We start from the raw sequence: 20898 nt of genomic DNA, 5'->3' as shown, positions 1-20898 counted from the left end.
TCAGGGCTCACTCGGGTTGAATGATGGTGGTCCATGTTTCGGTGAGGGCGTGATCGCCGTTTTGGAGAAAGGCTCGCAGCTCGGCGGGTAGCGCGGGCTGGAGGCGGGTTGCGCGCACGGTCATGCGCCAGGTGCCGGTGGCGGCATTTCGGTAAGCGTTGCGTTCGACGACGCGGGCATTGGCGCCGGCGCTGACCACGGCCTTCACCGGCGCATCACCCGGCAGGGCGCGCAGCGCGGGGCCGTCGAAATCGACGACGTACTGCACTTCGTTGGGGTCGCGCTGGTGCTCTCGCGCCACGAAGCCATGGCCGCGGCGTGTCTGCACCGTCCAGCCCGCGGGCGGGCGCTGTTGGCGCTCGCCCTGCAGGTGCAGGCGGTAGGAAAAATCCAAGGGCTGGCCGGCTGACGGCACGCGCTCAGGCACCCAGTACGCGACCACGTTGTCGTCGGTCTCGTCGGGGGTGTGCAGTTGCATCAGCTCGACGCGCCCCGGGCCCCAGCTGCCCTGCGGCTCGACCCAGGCGCTCGGGCGTTGCTCGTACTGCGCTTCGGTGTCTTCGTAGCTGGCGTAGGCACGGTCACGTTGCATCAGGCCGAAGCCCTTGAGCTCGCGCGCAGTGAACGAGTTGACCGTCGTCTGCTTGGGGTTGATCAGCGGACGCCACAGCCACTCGCCGTCGGCGGCGACCATCAGGCCGTCGGAGTCATGCACCTCGGGGCGGAAGTCGTCGCGGTGCGGCTGGTTCTCACCGTGGTGGAACATGCTGGTCAGTGGCGCCAGGCCCAGCGTGGCCACGCCGGCACGCAGGAACAGGCGGGCCTGCACGTCGACCGCGGTTTCCGCGGTTTTGTCATCCGCGGGGTGCAGGGTGAAGCGATAGGCCCCGGTCGCGCGGGGCGAGTCGAGCAGCGCATGGATCACGAGCACGCTGGCGTTCGCCGCAGGCCGCTCGATCCAGAACTCGGTGAAGCGCGGGAACTCTTCGCCCTGACCGCCCACGGTGTCGATGCCGAGACCGCGGGCCGACAAGCCATAGTGCTGGCCCTTGCCCAGTGCGCGGAAGTAGCTGGCGCCGAGAAACACCACCAGCTCGTCTTTGTAGGCGGGGTTGTTGAGTGCGTAGTGCACGCGAAAGCCCGCGAAGCCCAGGTCGCCCCAACCTTGTGGCGAGAGCTCGTTCTTGCCGTAGTTGAAGTCTTGGCGGTCGAAGGCGACGTGGTGCACCTCGCCGCCCACGATCTCGTTGATCGACACGGGTTGCGTCTGAAACTTGCCCAGGTGGAAGAACATCAGCTCGAAAGGCAGCCCCTCCTTGCGCCACAAGGCTTTCTCGGGCTTGAAGCGGATGTCGCGGTACTGGTCGTAGTTCAGCGCCTTCAGCTCGGCCGGCAGCGCAACTTTGGCGGCCACATGGGGCTGGGCTGCGAGCTGGCGGGCGCGCTCGGCCACGGTATCGAAGCCAAAAGCGGCGTGCGCCTGCGATGCCAACATGAGCGCGAACGCCAGCCCTGTCGCCAATCGGCGAACGGGCTTGTGGAGCAACGGGGAAAACAGCAGTGCAATGGGCAAAACGCGGGGCCTGATGAAGTGGAAAGCGGCTCAAAAGAGCCGCGGTACTTCATCAGCGCAAAGCGCATGCCACGCGTGTGCGTCATTCCCGCGAAAACACTGCTTCACGCCGTGCACAGATGCCGGACTTCCACTTTCGCGGCAATCACGGCGTGCGGAGCCGGCATCGCCGTGGGCTCAACACCGCTTTTTTGTCGCCACTCAGCGACAAGTCCCTCGGCAAGAGAGACGAAACACAGCCGTGGCCTGGGTGTGCAGCCCGTTTGTGCCGCTGTCTCTACTCAGCGACAGGTGGCTCGGCGCGAAACTGCCCCGGCGTCAAGCCGTTGCGCTGGAGCAGCCGGTAAAACTCGGTGCGGTTGCGGTCGGCCAGGCGCGCGGCATCGGCGGCGTTGCCGTCGGTGAGCTTGAGCAGGCCCACCAGATAGTCGCGCTCGAAGCGTTCGCGTGCCTGGGCATAGGTGAGCACCTCTACGCTTGGCACGCGCAGGGCGCGCTGCACCAGCGTGAGCGAAATCAGCGGCGTGGTGGTGAGTGCACAAACCTGCTCGACCACGTTGTGCAGCTGGCGCACATTGCCAGGCCAGCTGGCGGTGGCCAGGGCCTTCAGCGCGTCGGGGGCAAAGCCGTTGAAGCGCTTGCCGTACTTCTCGGCCAGCCGCGCGAGGAAATGATTGGCCAGCAATGGAATGTCTTCGCGCCGCTCGGCCAGCGTGGGCAAATGCAGCGAGACCACATTGAGCCGGTAGTACAGGTCTTCGCGGAACTGGCCCTCAGCCATGGCGGCATCGAGATCGCGGTGGGTGGCCGACAAGATGCGCACGTCTACCGGCACCGCCTGGCTCGCACCCACCGGCCGCACCGAGCGCTCTTGCAACACCCGCAGCAGCTTCACCTGCAAGGCGGGCGGCATGTCACCGATCTCATCGAGAAACAGCGTGCCGCCATCGGCGGTGACGAAGAGCCCGCGGTGGTTGGCCACGGCGCCGGTGAACGAGCCCTTCACGTGGCCGAACAGCTCTGACTCAAGCAGCGCCTCGGGAATGGCGCTGCAATTTACCGCCACAAACGGCTTGGCCGCGCGCGGGCTGGCGCGGTGTATGGCCTGGGCCAGCAGCTCCTTGCCGCTGCCGCTCTCGCCGCGTATGAGCACGCTCGCGTCTGATGCCGCCACCATCTTGGCCTCGGTGAGCAGCTCGGCCATGCAGTTGGAGCGGCTCACGATGGCCACGCGCCATGCGTCATCACCCGTCTGCGCGGGCTGGGCCGGCGCTGCGAGTGCCAGGGCTTCGTGTACCTTGTCGAGCAAAGCCTTGCCGTCAAAGGGCTTGGTGAGATAGCTGAAGACGCCGCGCGCGGTGGCGTCTACCGCGTCAGGGATGGTGCCGTGCGCCGTGAGCAGGATCACCGGCAGCGCCGGGTGGCGCTTGCGGATTTCGTCAAACAGCGCGAGGCCGTCGCGCCCCGGCAGCCGCACGTCGCTCACCACCAGCTGCGGCCTCGCCACAGCCAGTTGTGTGAGCGCTGCCTCTGCCGACTCGACCGAGGTGACGCGGTGGCCCGCGGCCGTGAGCCGCATGGACAGCAGCTTCAGCAGATCGGGGTCATCGTCGACCAGCAGCACATTGGCCATGTCGCGGCCCTGGCCCTAAGGTGCTTTGGGCGCGGCAGGCGGCGCGGCCGGGGCGCCCGGCAGCGACACCACAGGCGCACCGCCGGCCGCGCTGGGGGGGCGCGTGGTCATGCTGCGCTCGATGGCCTTGAGCGCTTCGAGCTTTTCGTTGAGCTGCTGCAGGCTGCGCTGCTGGTCGCGGCGCTGCGCCACTTCGCGCGCCAATTGGTCTTCGAGCCGGCGCTGCTCGGTCACACGGCTCAGCAGCAGGCGCGCGAGCGCTTGCCACGGCGCAAGCTCAGGCACGCTCGATTTGGTGAGGGGCTCCAGCAGCGCGACGGCACGCGCCAGGTCGCCGGGGTTGTGCTGCTGGGCAAGCGCCAGCGACAGCTCCAACACTGCGTCGGCCGGCGCTGCGGTCGCGGTGGCCGACACCACGGCGCTGAGGCGCGTGACCTCAGCACCCAGGTCGCCAGCCGACATCTGCCGCAGCTGGTCGTGGTAGGCGAGCAAGCGCCTGGCTGCCACATCGCCGGGGTCGGGCAGGGGCACCGGGGCCTGCACCATCACCACGGTGGGCAGCGGTGCAGGCGGTGGCGGTGCAGGCGGCGGCGCAGCAGGCTGCAGCAGCTGGCAAGCCGCAAGGGTCGTGAGCGCCAGCGCGCCGGTAAGTGCCGATGCCCAGCGAAGAATGTGTCTAGCCAACATGCGGAAGCTCGATGTGAAAGTGAGCGCCTTGGCCATCGTCCATGAGTTCGATCTGGCCGCCGTGGGCGGTGATGTACTCGTGCACGATCGACAAGCCGATGCCGCTGCCGCGCACTGCATCGGTCGGTTGCCGCTCACCACGGTAAAAGGGTTCGAAGATGCGGGCCCGGTCGGCTGCTGCGACCCCGGGGCCTTGGTCCACGATGTCTATGCAGGCGCGCCCCGGCACGCGGGTCACAAAAAAGCGGATGGTAGCGCCCAGTGGGCTGAAGCGAATGGCGTTGGACAGCAGGTTGCCGAGTGCAGTTCCCAGCTTGTCGGCATCGATCTCGGCCGCCACGGGCCCGCCCTCGACATGCACCTCCAGTTGCCGCGCTTGCCACTGCAGGCGTTGCTGCGACACCAGCTCTTTGACGAGCGCGGTGACGTCGGTGGCGCGGCGCACCAGGCGCCGCGCCTCGAAAGCCGCGGCGTTGAAGCGCAGCAGGTCTTCGATCTGGCTTTGCAGCACAGCCGTGTTCTGGCGCAGGATGCGCGCCACCTCGCGCTGGTTGTCATTGAGCGTGCCGGTCACGCCGTCTTCCAGCAGCGCCACCCCTTCGCGCAGCGCCGCCAGCGGCGTCTTCAGCTCGTGCGACACATGGCGCAGGAAGCGCGACTTGTCGGAGTCGAGCTCGGCCAGGCGCAGACGCAACCACTCCAGCCGCCGCCCGAGCAAGCGCACGTCGGCCGGGCCGCGAATGTCGATGGGCTGGTCGAGCCGGTTCTCGCCCAGGCCCACCACGGCCTGCTCCAGCCGCTTGAGCGGCCGCGCAAGCCACACGCCAAAGCCCAGTGCCATCACGATGGCCACGACGATGGACGCGAGAACCTGCCGGCCCAGCTGCGCGCGGCCGGCTTCCAGCTCGTCCATCAGCACCTGGTTGCGCTGCTCGGTGGCCAGGCGCACCTGCTCGGCTATGGCTGCGTTGATGCCCTCCAGCTCGCGGAATGCGGCGGTCACCGCTTCTTCGCGCGGGCGCATCTCGGCGAGCGAGCCGCGCAGCTGCTGTTCGATGGTGGCCTGGGTGCTGCGCCACTCGGTCGCCAGGTTGGACGGCACGCGCTTGTCAGCCAGGCGGGCCAGTGCAGCGCTCGCGTCGCGCGTGGCCTCTTCGAAACGCTGGCGCAGCACTGGGTCGTCTAGCACCAGAAACTGCCGTGCGGCGCGCTCCATGGCCACTGTGCGCTCGGCCAGCACTTGGGCATCAGCGGTGTGTGCGACCGCCTGGCGCGCGCCGTCGCCGCTCTGGCGCAGCAGAGCCTCCAGCGAGTAGAGGCCACGCAGCGAGGCGGCGCTGAGCAGCGAGGCGATGAGCAAGAAGGCGACCAGCAAGAGCTGGCGGAAAGAGTAGCGATGCACGTTCCAGAGTTCCGATTTCCGTTCGCCTTGAGCTTGTCGAGGGGAGTGCCTGCGCCGAGCTGCGCACCAAGCTCAGCCCGAACGGTGTCAGTCAAACACCGGCAGCGCGTCGTCTTTCAAAGTGCCACGCACTTGCTCGAAATCGGGCATCACCGAGCGCACCACATCCCAGAAGCGCGGGCTGTGGTTCATCTCACGCAAGTGGGCCAGCTCGTGCGCCACCACGTAGTCGATGCTGGCCATGGCGAAATGGATCAGCCGCCAGTTGAGGCGAATGGCGCCATCGGCCCCCGCGCTGCCCCAGCGCGTCTGCGCCGACGAAAGGCTGAGCTTGGTGTAGCGCACGCCGAGCGCTTCTGCAAAGTGTTTGCAGCGCTCTTCGAAGATGCGGCGGGCCTGGCGCTGCAGCCAGCTCTGCACCACATCACGTATCTGCTCGGGTGTGGCGGTGTGCGGCAAGCCGATGTGCAGTGTGAGCCGCGGCACGCCGGGCAAGGCTTCGGCTTCGGCGTTGAGCACCGCACCCGCCTTGGTGGTGCCGGCGCGCGCGTCGAGCACGATGATCACCGTCTCACCGAGGAAGGGGATGCCGGTGCCGTCGCGCCAATCGACCTTGGCGGCCTGCAGGCGCTGCGCGCGCTCTTGTTGCTCGGCGAGCTTGCGCAGGATCCAGTCGGCCTTTTCGCGCAGTGCCGATTCGATCTCGCCGACGCCCACCCACTTGGGCGCGGCCACGCTCAGACCTTCGAGGCCGACCACGAAACCAATGCTCTTGCGGCGCGCGCGGCGCAAGGCGTAGCCGACCAGGTGATCGTTGAGGCGAATTTCGCGTTGTGCCTGTGGGTGGCGAAAGACGGCGGGGGCGAGCACAGAGGAAATGGGAACAGCGGGCGTTGCGGGAGGCGCGGCAACGGGCGCCACCGGCGGCGCGACCAGCACCTGCGGTAGCCCCACCAGCACCTGCGGTAACCCCACCAGCACCTGCGGTGCCGGGGCTGGCACCGACACCGGCTCATCGAACAGCGAGAGCTGCGATGTGGAAGAAACCGGCGCGCCTAGAGTCATGAGCCGCGATTCTAAGTTTTATAGGACTGGGGATCGAGGCGGCGCATTTCGCCTTCGATCCAGGTCTCGACCTCTAGCATCAGCTCGTCAGGCTGGCGGCCCACCGAGGCGATGGGCTTGCCGATGGACACGTCGACCACGCCCGGTCGCACGAGAAACGATTTGCGCGGCCAACACACGGCCGACGTCACGGCAATGGGCACCACCGGGCGGCCAGTGTCGACGGCCAGGCGCGTGCCACCCGACTTGTAGGTGCCCTTGCGGCCACGCGCCGCCCGCGTGCCTTCTGGAAACATGATGACCCAGTTGCCGTGGCCCATCAGCCGGCGGCCCTGCTCAGCCACCTTGGCCCAGGCCAGCGCGCGCTTGCTGCGATCGATGTGGATCATGTCCATGCGCGACATGGCCCAGCCGAAGAAGGGGATGAACAGCAGCTCGCGTTTGAACACATAAGCCAGCGGCCGCGGCATCAGCGTGGGAAAGGCAAAGGTCTCCCAGGTCGACTGGTGCTTGGGCAGCAAGATGACCGCGGCGTCGGGCAGGTTGTCCATGCCCGTCACACGCGCCTTCACCCCACAGATCACGCGGCAGCCCCACATGGCCACGCGCAGCCAGCCGGTGCACAACCAATAGACCTTGTCACCGCGCACGAAGATCGAATACACCAGCACCGCGATGGCCCAAGGCACCACGGTTACCGACATCCACAACACAAACAACAGGGAGCGCAGGGCATAGAACGCTGTGCGCATCAATCGAGCCTCCCGAAACCGGAGTCGGTCTTGCCCGAGGCGTCACGCACCGAGCGCTCGCGCTGGATCAGGCTTTCGGCAAACGCGGCCAGATCGGCATGCACCTGCACCTGGGGGATCCGCTGTAGCAACTGAGCGAGCTGCGCGTCGGTCATCAAAGCTCCTTTGCCGGTGCGCACCATGTGGGGCGGGCAGCCGGCGGCCACGGCCGCTTCCAGGTCGCGGATGGAATCACCCACCGCGGGCACGGTCGCGAGCTTCACGTCATAGCGGTCGCCGATCTGCTCATACAAGCCCGGCAGAGGCTTGCGGCAGCTGCACTGGTCTTCGGGCGCATGCGGGCAGAAAAATACGGCACCGATGCGCCCCCCCACGCGGGCCAGCGCGGTGTTCATCTTGGCGTGCATGGCCGAGAGCGAGGCCATGTCGAACAAGCCACGCCCGAGGCCAGACTGGTTGGTGGCGATCACCGTATGCCAGCCCGCGTGGTTGAGCCGCGCAATCGCTTCCAGCGCCCCCGGCAGCGGCACCCACTCGTCGGCCGATTTGACGAAGTCATCGCGGTCTTCGTTGATGGTGCCATCACGGTCGAGAATGACGAGGTTCATGGCGGGCTCTTTCATGCTCAGGCCACCAGTTTGGAGAGATCGGCCACTCGGTTCATGGCGCTGTGCAGTATGGCGAGCAGGCCCAAGCGGTTGGCGCGCAGGGTCGGGTCTTCGGCGTTGACCATGACCTTGTCGAAGAACGCGTCCACCGGATCTTTCAATGCCGCCAGGGCCTGCAGCGAAGCGGTGTAGTCGCCGCGTGCAAATGCCTGCTCAGCCTGCGGCGCGATCTGGGTCAGCGCATCGTGCAGCGCCACTTCGGCAGGCTCTTGCAGAAGCTCAGTCACCACCTTGGCTTCAACGGCAGCTTCGCTCTTCTTCAGGATGTTGCCCACGCGCTTGTTGGCCGCCGCCAGCGAGGGCGCTTCGGCCAGCGCCGCAAAGCTGCGCACCGCGGCGAGGCGGCGAGGCACGTCACCGAGCACGGGCCGCAGCTCAAGCACGGCATCAATTTCCTGCACGCTGTACCCCTGGTCGCGCAGCATGCCCGCCAGGCGGTCGTAGATGAACGTCAAGAGTGGTTGGGTCGGGTCACTGATCAGCTCGCCGAATGCCGGCAGCGCGCCTTGCACCAGCTCGGCCAAGTCGAGCGCCATGTTCTTCTCGACCAGAATGCGCACCACGCCCAGCGCATGGCGACGCAGGGCGAACGGGTCTTTGTCGCCGGTGGGTAACTGGCCAATGCCGAAGAGGCCCACCAGGGTTTCGAGCTTGTCGGCCAGCGCGAGCACGGTGCCGGAATGGTTGGCCGGCAGCGCGTCGCCGGCGAAGCGCGGCTTGTAGTGATCTTCGATGGCGATTGCCACGCCGTCACGCAGGCCTTCGTGGCGCGCGTAGTAGCCGCCCATGATGCCTTGCAGCTCGGGAAACTCACCGACCATGGCGGTCAGCAGATCGGTCTTGGCGAGGCGCGCAGCCTCTTGCACCTTGCTTTCGAGCACATCGAAGTGATCTTTGGCGTCGACGGTGAAGGGCACCGTCGCCAGGCGCAGCTGGTTGACGATGGCATGACCGATGGCGCCCACACGCTGGGCCCGCGCACCCTGAGTGCCCAGCTTGCCGTGGTACACAACCTTGTCGAGTCCGGCAACCCGCGAGGCCAGCGTCTTCTTGCGATCTTGATCGAAGAAAAACTTCGCGTCGGCCAGGCGCGGCCTGACCACACGCTCGTTGCCTTCGATCACGCGGCTCGGGTCCGCGGGGCGGATGTTGCTGACGATGAGGAACTTGTGGGTGAGCTTGCCGTGGGCATCGAGCAGCGGGAAGTACTTCTGGTTGGCCTTCATCGTGAGGATGAGGCACTCTTGCGGCACATCGAGAAACTCTTGCTCGAACTGGCACAGCAGCACGTTGGGCCGCTCGACCAGGGCCGTCACTTCGTCGAGCAAGGCGTCGTCGTCGATGGGCGTGAGGCCTTGCTGGTGGGCTGCATGCTGCAGCTGGCGCACGATCTCGGCGTGACGGTGCGAGAAGCTCGCGATCACCGCGCCCTGCTCTTCCAGTTGGCGGGTGTAATGGTCTGCGTCTTGCAACACCACGGGGTCGACTTTCGCCTCGAAGCGGTGGCCGTGCGTTTCGCGACCAGCCGTGAGCCCCAAGACTGCCACCGGCACCACATCGGCACCGTGCAACGCCACCAGCCCGTGCGCGGGGCGCACGAACTTCACGCTACTCCAGCCGTCTGCCAGCTGGTATTGCATGACCTTGCGTATCGGCAGCGCGGCCAGCGCGTCGTCGAGCGCTTTTTGCAGGCCCACGCTCAGGCTCACGCCTTCGACCATGCTGTCGTAGAACAGCGCCTCGGCCTTGCCGTCTTGCTTGCGCGCGAGCTGCGGCACGACCGACGCGTCTGCGCCCACGCTGGCCAGCTTTTTCAACAGTGCAGGCGTGGGCTGGCCTTCGGCATTCAGGCCCACACTCACGGGCACCAGCTTCAGCGACACCGCTTTCGTGTCGGCTTGCACGCGCACGGCACTGAGGTGCATGGCCAGGCGGCGCGGTGACGCAAATGAGGTGGTCACCGAATGATCGGTGCTCAGCCCCTGAGCCTTCAGGCTGTCGGCCAGGGTGCTGGCGAAGGCCTCGCCAAACTTCTTCAGGTCTTTCGGCGGCAGCTCTTCGACAAACAGCTCGACGAGCAGGTTTTTGATTGTCATAGGGCGGCCTTCTTGTCGTTGTCTTTGTCGAGTCGGGCCACGACTTCATCAGCCCAGGCCTTGGGTGCCATCGGGAAGCCCAGTCGCGCACGACTGTCGAAATAACTCTGCGCCACGCTGCGCGAGATGTTGCGGATACGGCCGATGTAGGCCGCCCGCTCGGTTACGCTGATGGCGCCGCGCGCGTCGAGCAGGTTGAAGGTGTGGCCAGCCTTGAGCACTTGCTCGTAGGCTGGAAGCGCGAGTTGCTGTTCCATCAGGTACTTGGCCTGCTTCTCGTGTGCGCCGAAAGCCTGCAGCAAAAAATCGACGTCGCTGTGCTCGAAGTTGTAGGTGCTCTGCTCAACTTCGTTCTGATGGTAGACATCGCCATAGGTGATCTTGTCGGTCCACTGCAAGTCAAAGATGCTTTCCTTGCCTTGCAGGTACATGGCCAGACGCTCCAGGCCATAGGTGATCTCGCCTGTGATGGGCTTGCACTCGATGCCGCCCACCTGCTGGAAGTAGGTGAACTGCGTGACCTCCATGCCGTTCAGCCAGACTTCCCAGCCCAGACCCCAGCAGCCAAGGGTGGGGTTCTCCCAATCGTCTTCGACGAAGCGGATGTCGTTGACCTTGAGGTCGAAGCCCAGCGCTTCGAGCGAGCCGAGGTACAGCTCAAGGATGTTGGCCGGTGCGGGCTTCAAGACCACCTGGTACTGGTAGTAGTGCTGCAGGCGGTTGGGGTTCTGCCCGTAGCGGCCGTCTTTGGGGCGGCGGCTGGGTTGCACGTAGGCGGCCTTCCAGGGCTCGGGGCCGAGGGCGCGCAAGAAGGTGGCGGTGTGGCTGGTGCCGGCGCCGACCTCCATGTCATAGGGCTGCAGCAAGGCGCAGCCTTGGCGGTCCCAGTAGTCTTGCAGGCGCAGGATGATTTGCTGGAAGGTCAGCATGGGGGGGGCAGTCAGCGGAAACGCGCGATTTTACGGGGCTCGCGTCGAGACAGCGTCAATCTCTTCTGCGCAGCACCAAGGTCACCAGCATGACGAACAAGGCCATCGCCAGCAGCGGCCACAGGCTGAAGCGAGAGACCCACCAGGTATAGGGCGTGAGCCCTTTCCGGCCTTCGACTTCGGCGTCGAGCACGCCCTGGGTGAAGGGCTCAAGCTGGTGCGTGACGGCGCCCTGGTGGTCGATCACGACGGTGGCGCCCGTGTTGGTGGCGCGCAGCATGGGGCGCTGGAACTCGATGGCGCGCATGCGCGAAATGATCAGGTGCTGCTTGACGGCGATGGTGTCGCCGAACCAGCCGATGTTGCTGATGTTGGCGAGGATGGTGGGCGCCTCGTTCATGTCGACAAAACGCCCGGCCAGCTCTTCGCCGAACAAGTCTTCGTAGCAAATGTTGGGCGCCACACGCTCGGTCTTGACCTGGAACGACGGCGCCACGCGCACGCCGCGGCTGAAGTCACCCAGCGGGATACTCATTAAATCGGTGAACCAGCGAAAGCCCACCGGGATGAACTCGCCGAACGGCACCAGGTGATGCTTGTCGTAGCGGTAGTAGCCCTCGGGCCACTTGATGGTGTCTCGCGAAATGCCGACCACCGAGTTGGTGTATCCCGCCTCGAAACTGCCCAGCGGCCGCCCGATGAGTGCGGCCTGGTCGCGCTGGAAGTGCAAGGCCAGCGGCTTCCAGTAGTCGGTGGGCAGCTGCTCGGGCAGCAGAGGCACGATGGTCTCAGGCCCGAGCACCAGCTCGCCCTTGGCGGCCAGCAGCTGCGTCTGCGCCCAGACCAGCGTTTGCGGCAGGTAGGCCTCGGCAAACTTCTGGTCTTGCGGCACGTTGGACTGCAAGAGCGTGAGCGTCAGTTTGCCGGTGGGCTGAGTGAAGGGCACAGGCTTGATGAGCGCCAGCCCGACCAGCACCGTGGCGCTCGCCCCGAACCCCAGCACCGCGCCTGCGCTGCGCTGACCCACGTCACGCATGCCCAGCACCAGGCCGGCGCCCAGCGCCGCGCTGACGAACCCGATGCCATAGACGCCGATCCACGGTGCCAGGTTGGCCAGTGGGCCGTCAACGTGGGCATAGCCCGACGCTGCCCACGGGAAGCCAGTGAAGATCACGCCGCGTGCCAGCTCGGCCACCAGCCAGCAGGCGCCGAACAGCAGCGCGTCGATCAGCGGCCGGTGACGCCGCAAACGCGCAAACAAGGCCATCACCGCAGCCAGGTACAACGACAGGAACAGGCTGAGCGCCAGCACCGCCAGCACCGCCAGCGTGGCCGACAGACCACCGTAGCGGTGCATGCTGATGTAGAGCCACCACACCCCGGCGGCCAGCCAAGCGGTACCGAAGCTCAGGCCTACCAGCGCGGCGCGCCAAGGTGTGGCCCGGCTGACCTGCCAAGCCAGGCCCGCCACGCAGCCGATCTGCAGCCACCAAATGACCGGGTAAGACATGGGCAGGCTGTGTATTGCCCCGAGCACCAGGGCAAGCACGATTTCGAGCGTCAGCAACAGGCTGTCAGACGTGCTGCTGCTGCGGCGGCGCGTGGGGCGGCGCCGGGCAGAAGACGGAGCGGGCCCGGCCGCGCTGCGGTCACGCGCCATCGGTGCCCACCGCCACTTCTGGGGCGCGCGTCACCTTGAACCAGCGCACGGCACCGCCGCGGGTCAGCATCACGTTGAAGATGAGGCTGCCCATGGGCACGGATTCACCGCGACGTGGCACCCGGCCCAGCGCCTGCGCGACCAGGCCGCCGATGGTGTCGAACTCATCCACCGGCAGCTTGACCACGAAGGCTTCGTTCACGGCGGCAATGTCGGCATCACCGGCCACGCGGTGGCTGCCATCGGCCAGGGTGTAGATGCCGGTTTCACCTTTCTTCTCGTCGAACTCGTCTTCGATCTCGCCGACGATCTCTTCGAGCACGTCTTCGATGGTGATCAGCCCGGCGGTGTTGCCAAACTCGTCGATCACCATCGCCAGGTGGTTGCGGTTGGCCCGGAAGTCGCGCAGCAGATCATTCAGTCCCTTGGACTCGGGCACGAACACGGCCGGGCGCAGGAGGGTGCGCAAGTTGAGCTCAGGGGCGCGCTGCAGCTTGAGCAGGTCTTTGGCCATCAGCGTGCCGATGATGTTCTCGCGCTTGCCCTCGAAGACGGGGAAGCGCGAGTGGGCCGTGTCGATCACTGCCCACAGCAGCTGGTCGTAGGGCGAGTCGATGTCGAGCACGTCCATGCGGGGCGCAGCCACCATGGCGTCACCGGCCGTGAGGTCGGCCATGCGGATTACGCCTTCGAGCATCATGCGAGACTCGGGCGCGATCAGCTCACGCTGCTCGGCGTCGGCCAGGGTCTCGATCAGTTCGTCTTTGGAATCGAGGCCGGGCGACACAAACTCGATCAGCCGCTCGAACAAGCTGCGCTTGTCGACGTGGGGCGCATGCTTGTCAGCGCCTTTGGGGTATCGACTCGGGTGAGGGTCAGCCATCAGGCTGCAGAGAGAGTTTTCACCCCAAAAGCTTAACTGAAGCAGATGGCTTGACACATCTGATACCTTGAACGAAATTCTTCCGGCCCCATTTGGGCCTTCTTCTCGCACACACAGGTTTCACCATGAGTCTCATCCCCGCCACCATCCTCACCGGCTTTCTGGGTTCAGGCAAAACCACCTTGCTCAAGCGGGTGCTCACTGAGGCACACGGCCAAAAGATTGCAGTGGTGGAAAACGAGTTTGGCAGCGAAAACATCGACAACGAGATCTTGGTGCAAGACAGCACCGAGCAGATCATCCAGCTCAACAACGGCTGCGTGTGCTGCTCTATCCGCGAAGACCTGCGCACCACCTTGAGCGATTTGGCCGAGAAGCGCCGCAAAGGCGAGCTCAAGTTTGACCGCGTGGTGATCGAGACCACCGGACTGGCCGACCCAGGCCCGGTGGCACAAACCTTCTTCATGGACGACGAAATCGCCGAAAGCTACCTGCTCGACTCCATCTTGACGCTGGTGGACGCCAAGCACGGCAACGATCAATTGGACAGCCGCCAGGAAGCGCGCCGCCAGATCGGCTTTGCCGACCAGATCTTCATCAGCAAGACGGACCTGGTCGACGCGGCTTCAGTGGAAGCCCTGAGCCACCGCATCAAGCACATGAACCCGCGTGCGCCCCAGCGCAAGGTGCATTTCGGTGAGGTGCCGATTTCCGAGGTATTCGACCTGAAGGGCTTCAACCTCAACGCCAAGCTCGACATCGACCCCGATTTCCTCAAGGCCGACGACCATGGCCATGACCATCATGACCACGAACACGGCGAGCACTGCGACCACCCGCACCACCATGCGCACGACGATGACGTGAAATCCTTCGTCTTCAAGTCCGACAAGGCCTTCAACCCAGCCAAGCTCGAAGACTTCCTGGGAGCCATCGTGCAGGTGTACGGCCCCAAGATGCTGCGCTACAAGGGCGTGCTCTATATGAAGGGCTCTGAGAAGAAGGTCATTTTCCAGGGCGTGCACCAGTTGATGGGCAGCGATCTCGGCCCCGCTTGGGCCAAAGGTGAGAAAAAAGGCAGCAAGATGGTCTTCATCGGCCTCGATTTGCCGCGTGAAATCCTTGAACAGGGCCTGGAGCAGTGCCTGGTTTGAATATGCCTGCGGCTGCGCAAACAACGTGGCTACAATCCGCGGCGCCCAACAGGGGCTGCGGGGCGACTAGACGCTCCACAGAGCGGATATAACCGCCGTTGCGAGGAGACTTCAGTGAGCAAGACCCCGGTTAAGCGACCCACTCCCACCAAGCCAGCGGCCAAGAAGCCGGTGCCGGCAGCCAAGAAGCCTGCCCCAAAGCCAGCAGCCAAGGCTGCAAAGCCCAAACCCGTCGCCAAACCTATCGCCAAGCCAGCCCCGAAGCCCACTGCCAAAGCCCCCGCCAAGACCGCAAAACCCGCTCCCAAACCCGCCCCGAAGCCTGTCACCAAAACGGCAGCCAAGGCAGCTCCTGTCAAATCTGCCCCCGCCAAGCCCGTGGCCAAAGCGGCGCCAGTACTCGTTCAAGCCCAGCATCCTGCCGTGACCAAACCTGTCGTACCTGCCCCCGCACCTGTGGCCACAAAGCCCGTGAAAGTGCCGCAACCCAAGCTTTCTGCAGCCGCCCGTGCATCGGCTGCGGCCTCTTCACCTGCGCCCAATCCACCCGCCACCTCGCGCTTCGCCGATCGCTTCGCCCCGCCGCGGCCACCCACCCGCCAGATGAACTCGATGTTGATCGACATCACCAAGACGGCGCACAAGGCGGACCCGAAGCTGGCCAACGCCTGGAAAACAAAGACCGGCCGCGAACTGAGCGAAGCCGAAGTGCTGGCCATGCCCGATGGTGAGTACATGAACGAGAAGCAGCTCGAATTCTTCCGCATCAAGCTGCAAACGCTGAAAGACGACCTGCTGAGCAATGCTGGCGAAACCACCGAGCACCTGCGTGAAGACACCTCCATCGTGCCCGACCCGGCCGACCGCGCCACCATCGAGGAAGAGCACGCCCTGGAGCTGCGCACCCGCGATCGTGAGCGCAAGCTGCTGAAAAAGATCTCGCAGTCATTGGGCCGCATCGATGCGGGTGACTACGGCTTTTGCGACGAAACCGGCGAACCCATAGGCCTTGGGCGCCTCATCGCCCGCCCGACCGCTACACTGTCCCTCGAAGCCCAACAAAGGCGCGAGCTGAAACAAAAGATGTTCGGCGACTGATTGCCTGGGCACACACCCTCCCGACATGGCGGATCCGAAAGACAGCAGCAGCTTCTTCCGTAAAGTTGTCAAGTTCGTGGCCAACCCGGCCACCGACTGGGCGCAACTTGGCGTGCCCACAGAAGATGCGCGCGAGAGCGAATACGCCAAGTCCGAGCTGAAGGCGATGATCGAGCGCAAGCGGCGCAACGACTTCGTGCGCAAGCGCGAGTTCGACATGCTGCGCAAGGTGCGCCGTGAAGGCCTCACCGGCGAGCAGCTGGCCGCCCTGGGTGGATCGTCGCGGCTCGACGATTCCGAGGCCCGCATGCAAGACAGCGGTGCCAAGCCCGACAGCGGCGTCAAGGCCAAGATCGACGAAATCGAGCAGCAGATGGTGGGCGACGGCCTGGCTTCGCCTTCGCCGCGCCGCACACCTGCCTTCTATGAAGCGCCTACGCAGCCGGCTGCCATGGGCTACGCACGCACCCAAGCCGATGAAGGGCCCAAGACGAGCACCGCCCCCCGGTCCATTCCCACGCTGAATTCGGTGGCGCCCGGCTCGCCGGCTGCTGCGCCGGCCAGGGTTGCGGCAGGTGCTGGGCTGGCGCCGCTAGACCTGGACACAGGGCCTGCTGCACTGAGCAGCCAGTTCGCCGAGTTGAGCGAAGTAGCCCACGACCCCGACCTCGATGAAGCCGTGATTGCCTTTGCCAACGCCGATTTCGAGCTATGCGAGCAGGCGCTGGCCGGTCTCACCGGCGCCGGCGGCGGCCGCGCCCACCACGCCGAGACCTGGCTTGCACTGTTCGACCTGTACCGTGCCATTGGCCAGCACCACAAGTTCGAAAGCCTTGCAATCGACTACGCGCAAGCGTTCGGCTGGTCGGCGCCTCAGTGGTTCTCAATGCCCAAGATGGTGGCCGAAGCCGCCAGCGAAGAGCGCCAGCCGCGAGCGCGGATCGACGGCCAAGTGGGCTGGGTCTGCCCGCCCATCGTCGATGTCGAAACCGTGGCCAAGCTGCGCTCGCAAACCCTGCAGATGCCGCTGCCATGGGTGTTCGACTGGAGCGCGCTCAAGAGCATCGACGCCGAAGGCAGCGCCCGCATGAGTGAGCTGTTTCGCGGCTGGATTCCGCAGACGCTCGACATGCGCTGGCTGAGCGGCGAGCGCCTGATTGAGGTGCTGCAAGACGCCGCCCCCACCGGCGTGCGCGACGCAGACCCAGTGTTCTGGCAGCTGCGCCTTGACGTGCTGCGCATGGCGAACCGGGCCGACCAGTTCGACGAAGCCGCCATTGACTACTGCGTGACCTACGAGGTCTCGCCGCCGTCATGGGAGCCGGCCAACTGCCAGGCCCGCATCAGCGGCGCGAGTGTGAGCACGCAGTCTCCGCCGATGTCGGTGGTGAGCGATGTGTCCACCTCCTTCCAAGAGTCGCAAATCGTCGACGAGCCCGGCATGGTGCAAGTGGCACGCGTGGAGTTATCGGGCCAGTTGGTGGGCGATATCAGCGCCACCCTGACCAAGATGAATGAAGAGCTGGGCACGGCGACGATCGTCAACGTGTCGTGCGCGCGCCTGATCCGAGTCGACTTCATCGCCGCCGGCGACCTGCTCAATTGGGTGCTCGCGCGACGCAGCGAAAACCGCGCCGTGACGTTCTCGGAATCGCATCGTTTGGTGGCGCTGTTTTTCGGCGCCATGGGCATCAACGAGCACGCCAAGGTCAAGGTTCGCATCGTCTGAGCGCTGAAGTCTTTTCTGCGCTACTGCCTTGAACCCTCGGGCATCACCCGAATCTGATCCCCATGGAAAACTATCACGGCACGACCATCCTGAGCGTGCGCCGCGGCAATGTCGTTGCCATCGGTGGCGACGGCCAGGTGACACTGGGCAATGTGGTCGTCAAGGCCACCGCGCGCAAGGTGCGCAAGCTCTACCGCGACCAGGTACTCGCAGGCTTTGCCGGCGCCACAGCCGATGCCTTCACGCTCTTCGAGCGCTTCGAAGCCAAACTGGAAAAGCACCAAGGCCACTTGGTTCGCGCAGCCATCGAGCTGACCAAAGACTGGCGCACCGACCGCGTGCTGCGCCGGCTTGAAGCCATGCTCGCGGTGGCCGACAAGGAAGCCTCGCTCATCATCACCGGCAACGGCGATGTGCTGGAGCCCGAGTTGGGCATCGTCGCCATCGGCTCTGGTGGCGCGTTTGCGCAGGCCGCCGCGCGAGCCCTGCTGCAACACACCGACATGGCGCCACAAGACATCGTCAAGCGCTCGCTCGAAATCGCCGGTGACCTGTGCATCTACACCAACCAGAATCACATCATCGAGTCCCTCGGTGGAGATGCTGCATGAGCTCGATGACACCGCAAGAGATCGTCTCCGAGCTAGACCGCCACATCGTCGGCCAAGCCGCTGCCAAGCGCGCAGTGGCCATCGCACTGCGCAACCGCTGGCGCCGCCAACAAGTCGACGAGGCCATGCGCGGCGAGATCACGCCCAAAAACATTTTGATGATTGGCCCGACAGGCGTGGGCAAGACCGAGATTGCGCGCCGCCTGGCCAAGCTGGCCGATGCACCCTTCATCAAGGTCGAGGCAACCAAGTTCACCGAGGTGGGCTACGTCGGCAAAGATGTCGACTCCATCATTCGCGACCTGGTCGACTTGGCGGTGAAGCAAGAGCGCGAGCAAGCCATGCGCCGCCACCGCACGCGCGCCGAAGACGCCGCCGAAGACCGGGTGCTCGACATCCTCGTGCCACCGGCGCGAAGCGACTTCGGTCTGACCCCTACCCCCAGCCCCGACAACACCGCGCGCCAGGTGATGCGCAAACGCCTGCGCGAAGGCACTCTGGCCGACAAGGAAATCGAAATCGAGGTGGCCGACACCAAGCCCACGCTCGAAATCATGGGCCCGCCCGGCATGGACGACATGGCCGAGCAACTCAAGGGCATGTTTGCCAACATGGGCGGCGGCAAGCGCAAGCAGCGCTTGGTGAAAATCGCCGAGGCGCTCAAGCTGTTGACTGAAGAAGAAGCAGCCAAACTCGTGAACGAAGACGAGATCAAGGCTCAGGCCCTTGCCAACACCGAGCAAAACGGCATCGTCTTCCTCGACGAGATCGACAAGGTGGCCACGCGTTCCGACAGCCACGGCGCAGACGTGTCGCGTCAAGGCGTGCAGCGCGACCTGTTGCCCTTGGTCGAGGGCACCACGGTGAACACCAAGTACGGCATGGTGAAGACCGACCACATTCTCTTCATTGCCTCGGGCGCGTTCCACGTGAGCAAGCCGAGCGATCTGATACCCGAACTGCAAGGGCGCTTCCCGATTCGCGTGGAGCTGGGCTCGCTGAGCGTTGACGACTTCGAGGCCATCCTCACCCAGACGCATGCCAGCCTGCTCAAGCAGTACCAGGCGCTGCTGGCCACAGAAGGCGTGACGCTGCAGATCGCGCCCGACGGCATACACCGCCTGGCGCAGATCGCCTACGACGTGAACGAGCGCACCGAAAACATAGGCGCGCGTCGCTTGTCGACAGTGATGGAGAGGCTGCTCGACGAGGTCAGCTTCGATGCGCCGAACCGCGCCGGGCAGACCGTGGCCATAGGCGCAAGTGAAGTCGACGCCAAGCTCGGCGAGCTGGCGAAGAACGAAGACCTGTCGCGCTACATTCTTTAATTGATCAGAGCGCCAGGCGATGCGACTGCATCGCAAGCAACCCGTCAAAAATCAAACGATCCACGGTCTCAAACTTGAGATCGGTGATCGGCGCGAGCTTCGGCGATGCGCCGCCCGACATGAGCAGCACCGGCTCCTGACCCGTGCGCGCACGCAGCTTGCGGTACATGCGCTCGACCGCACCGGCCATGGCGTTGACGCCGCCGCTCATCAGCGCGTCACTGGTGTTGGTGGGGAATTCGACGACTTCGCCGGTAGGCACCTTGAGGCCCGCCGTGCCCATCTCAAGTGCACGCTGCATCACGCCGAAACCCGGCAGGATGAGCCCGCCCAGGAAGAGGCCCGTTTCATCGAGCGCATCGACCGTCACGGCCGTGCCGACCATTACCACCAGCGCAGGCCGAGGTGCGCCACGCGAGCACACGTGGTGCCACGCACCGATCAGCGCCACCCAGCGGTCGGCACCCAAACGCGCAGGGTGCTCATAGCCATTCGTTACTCCGGCGGCATGGGTTGAAGACACAACCCAGCGCGGGTCGATGTCCCACAGCTCCAGCTGCTCTTCGACGCGGCGTTTGATGCCGTCACCGGCCACCACGCAACCCAGCATGCTCGCGGGCGCAGGGATGTTTTTCCACTCGGCTTCAGCGAGCTGGTCGATGGTTTCGAGGAAGACCGCACCATGCGCCATCACGGCAGCGCCGGGCTGCGGTGAGGCGTAGAGGGCCCACTTCAGGCGGGTGTTGCCTATGTCGATGGCCAGAAAACTCATCGACGAAGTATGTCAGGAAGACGGCAAGGACAGCGGCGGATGGGTTGACAGCAGCTCGCGCACGCGTGCCATGGTTTGCGAGGCCCACAAGCCCTTGAAGGGCTTGAAGATGCGCGACTCGACCTCTTCGAGCAGGCTCTCCAGGTCTTCACGCGTGCGCGCACGCCGCAGGCGCAGCATGGTCAACGAGCCGGCCACCGGCGCTTCGGCACGCACGGCGCGCAGCAAGATGGCGCGTGCTTCTTCGAGCGCGGCGTCTTGCACATTGAAAGGCTCGGAGTCGAGCGCATCCATGGCGACTGCACCGGGCAGCAAATCATTCTGCGACGAGTCTAGATGCGACTCAGGCTGCAGGCTCAGTGAGGCAGGCAAGAGGCTCACCACCGAATCGGGTGGGGCGGGAGACACCGTCAAAGACTCGGGCTCAGCGGCCAAGGGAATGGGCTTGCTGTCGACCGCAGCCGTGGCAGATGGGGTGGCCGCGCGCGGCTCAAGCTCCAGTGGCATGGGGCGCGAGATCATGCCCAGGTCGAGCAGCTCGTCGAAGGCAGTGTCGGGTGAGCCTGCAGCAATGGCGAGCTGGCGTACCTCTTTTTCGGCCCGCCGGCCGTCCACCAACAGCAGCACCGTGCGATGGCGCTGGCTCAGCTTGCGCTGGCGGCTGCTCAGCTCAGCCACCGCTTCAGGTGTCTTGACGGGGACGTTGATCGTGGCCACGCAGCTTGCTCCTCTGACTTTCTGGGCGGGCTCGCAGAAGCAAGCGCCTTATGGAACGTGATTGTGCCGCCAAACCCGGTTTTCGAGAGCCAGAAACACCCTCTTGCGCGCCCCGTACATGGGTGCTGGAGCCAGGGGCGA

General features: G+C 65.2%; 18 protein-coding genes. 5 read left to right on the top strand and 13 right to left on the bottom strand.

Annotation, left to right across the window (positions count from 1 at the left end; translation table 11 throughout):
• Positions 1–7 precede the first annotated feature (7 nt).
• From AC30QB_RS01190 to AC30QB_RS01140, 11 genes are all read right to left on the bottom strand, one after another.
• The gene (locus AC30QB_RS01190) at positions 8–1495 is read right to left on the bottom strand and encodes a glucan biosynthesis protein G (protein WP_489544353.1); all 1488 of its coding nucleotides are present in this window, start codon (positions 1493–1495) and stop codon (positions 8–10) included.
• A 355-nt stretch (positions 1496–1850) separates the two neighbouring features.
• On the bottom strand, positions 1851–3206 hold the full coding sequence (locus AC30QB_RS01185) for a sigma 54-interacting transcriptional regulator (RefSeq protein WP_489544352.1): 1356 nt from the start codon (positions 3204–3206) through the stop codon (positions 1851–1853).
• Between the two features lie 15 nt (positions 3207–3221).
• Positions 3222–3893 carry a hypothetical protein gene (locus AC30QB_RS01180; RefSeq protein WP_489544351.1) on the bottom strand — a complete coding sequence of 224 codons (672 nt, stop codon included), beginning with the start codon at positions 3891–3893 and terminating at the stop codon, positions 3222–3224.
• Positions 3883–5295, bottom strand: coding sequence for a sensor histidine kinase (locus AC30QB_RS01175; protein WP_489544350.1), 1413 nt, complete (start codon positions 5293–5295; stop codon positions 3883–3885). The genes AC30QB_RS01180 and AC30QB_RS01175 overlap by 11 nt, the downstream gene beginning before the upstream one ends.
• A gap of 87 nt (positions 5296–5382) precedes the next feature.
• Positions 5383–6360, bottom strand: a complete 978-nt coding sequence (locus AC30QB_RS01170; RefSeq protein ID WP_489544349.1) for a M48 family metallopeptidase — start codon at positions 6358–6360, stop codon at positions 5383–5385.
• Between the two features lie 11 nt (positions 6361–6371).
• Complete coding sequence (locus tag AC30QB_RS01165) at positions 6372–7112, bottom strand: lysophospholipid acyltransferase family protein (RefSeq protein ID WP_489544348.1); 741 nt, start codon at positions 7110–7112, stop codon at positions 6372–6374.
• The gene (gmhB, locus tag AC30QB_RS01160; protein WP_489544347.1) at positions 7112–7720 is read right to left on the bottom strand and encodes a D-glycero-beta-D-manno-heptose 1,7-bisphosphate 7-phosphatase; all 609 of its coding nucleotides are present in this window, start codon (positions 7718–7720) and stop codon (positions 7112–7114) included. The genes AC30QB_RS01165 and gmhB overlap by 1 nt, the downstream gene beginning before the upstream one ends.
• A gap of 17 nt (positions 7721–7737) precedes the next feature.
• On the bottom strand, positions 7738–9876 hold the full coding sequence (glyS, locus tag AC30QB_RS01155; RefSeq protein ID WP_489544346.1) for a glycine--tRNA ligase subunit beta: 2139 nt from the start codon (positions 9874–9876) through the stop codon (positions 7738–7740).
• Entirely contained in the window at positions 9873–10805 is a 933-nt protein-coding gene (gene glyQ, locus AC30QB_RS01150; protein WP_489544345.1) for a glycine--tRNA ligase subunit alpha, read from the bottom strand. The genes glyS and glyQ overlap by 4 nt, the downstream gene beginning before the upstream one ends.
• A 55-nt stretch (positions 10806–10860) precedes the next feature.
• Positions 10861–12465, bottom strand: coding sequence for an apolipoprotein N-acyltransferase (lnt, locus tag AC30QB_RS01145; protein WP_489544344.1), 1605 nt, complete (start codon positions 12463–12465; stop codon positions 10861–10863).
• Entirely contained in the window at positions 12455–13348 is an 894-nt protein-coding gene (locus AC30QB_RS01140) for a CorC family transporter (RefSeq protein ID WP_489544343.1), read from the bottom strand. The genes lnt and AC30QB_RS01140 overlap by 11 nt, the downstream gene beginning before the upstream one ends.
• A gap of 125 nt (positions 13349–13473) precedes the next feature.
• Here AC30QB_RS01140 and AC30QB_RS01135 point away from each other — a divergent pair, with 125 nt between their 5' ends.
• From AC30QB_RS01135 to hslU, 5 genes are all read left to right on the top strand, one after another.
• Complete coding sequence (locus tag AC30QB_RS01135; RefSeq protein ID WP_489544342.1) at positions 13474–14502, top strand: CobW family GTP-binding protein; 1029 nt, start codon at positions 13474–13476, stop codon at positions 14500–14502.
• A gap of 171 nt (positions 14503–14673) precedes the next feature.
• The gene (gene dksA / locus AC30QB_RS01130; RefSeq protein WP_489544372.1) at positions 14674–15600 is read left to right on the top strand and encodes an RNA polymerase-binding protein DksA; all 927 of its coding nucleotides are present in this window, start codon (positions 14674–14676) and stop codon (positions 15598–15600) included.
• Between the two features lie 25 nt (positions 15601–15625).
• Positions 15626–17329 (top strand): hypothetical protein, encoded by a 1704-nt coding sequence (locus AC30QB_RS01125; RefSeq protein WP_489544341.1) that lies wholly within the window; start codon positions 15626–15628, stop codon positions 17327–17329.
• A 62-nt stretch (positions 17330–17391) separates the two neighbouring features.
• Positions 17392–17940: an ATP-dependent protease subunit HslV gene (gene hslV, locus AC30QB_RS01120; RefSeq protein ID WP_489544340.1), complete on the top strand. Its 549-nt coding sequence runs from the start codon at positions 17392–17394 to the stop codon at positions 17938–17940.
• Entirely contained in the window at positions 17937–19268 is a 1332-nt protein-coding gene (gene hslU, locus AC30QB_RS01115; protein WP_489544339.1) for an ATP-dependent protease ATPase subunit HslU, read from the top strand. Before hslV ends, hslU begins: the two co-directional genes overlap by 4 nt.
• Before the next feature lie 4 nt (positions 19269–19272).
• Here hslU and AC30QB_RS01110 read toward each other — a convergent pair whose 3' ends face one another.
• Together AC30QB_RS01110 and AC30QB_RS01105 are read right to left on the bottom strand one after the other, a co-directional pair.
• Entirely contained in the window at positions 19273–20040 is a 768-nt protein-coding gene (locus AC30QB_RS01110; RefSeq protein ID WP_489544338.1) for a type III pantothenate kinase, read from the bottom strand.
• Between the two features lie 12 nt (positions 20041–20052).
• The gene (locus tag AC30QB_RS01105; protein WP_489544337.1) at positions 20053–20757 is read right to left on the bottom strand and encodes a hypothetical protein; all 705 of its coding nucleotides are present in this window, start codon (positions 20755–20757) and stop codon (positions 20053–20055) included.
• Positions 20758–20898 lie beyond the last annotated feature (141 nt).

Origin of the sequence: Rhizobacter sp. (assembly GCF_046595475.1) — a bacterium.
In the GTDB taxonomy this organism is placed as follows: Bacteria; Pseudomonadota; Gammaproteobacteria; order Burkholderiales; family Burkholderiaceae_C; genus Rhizobacter.
The sequence above is the reverse complement of the archived record's forward strand: the minus strand, read 5'-3'. Positions and strand labels throughout refer to the sequence as shown.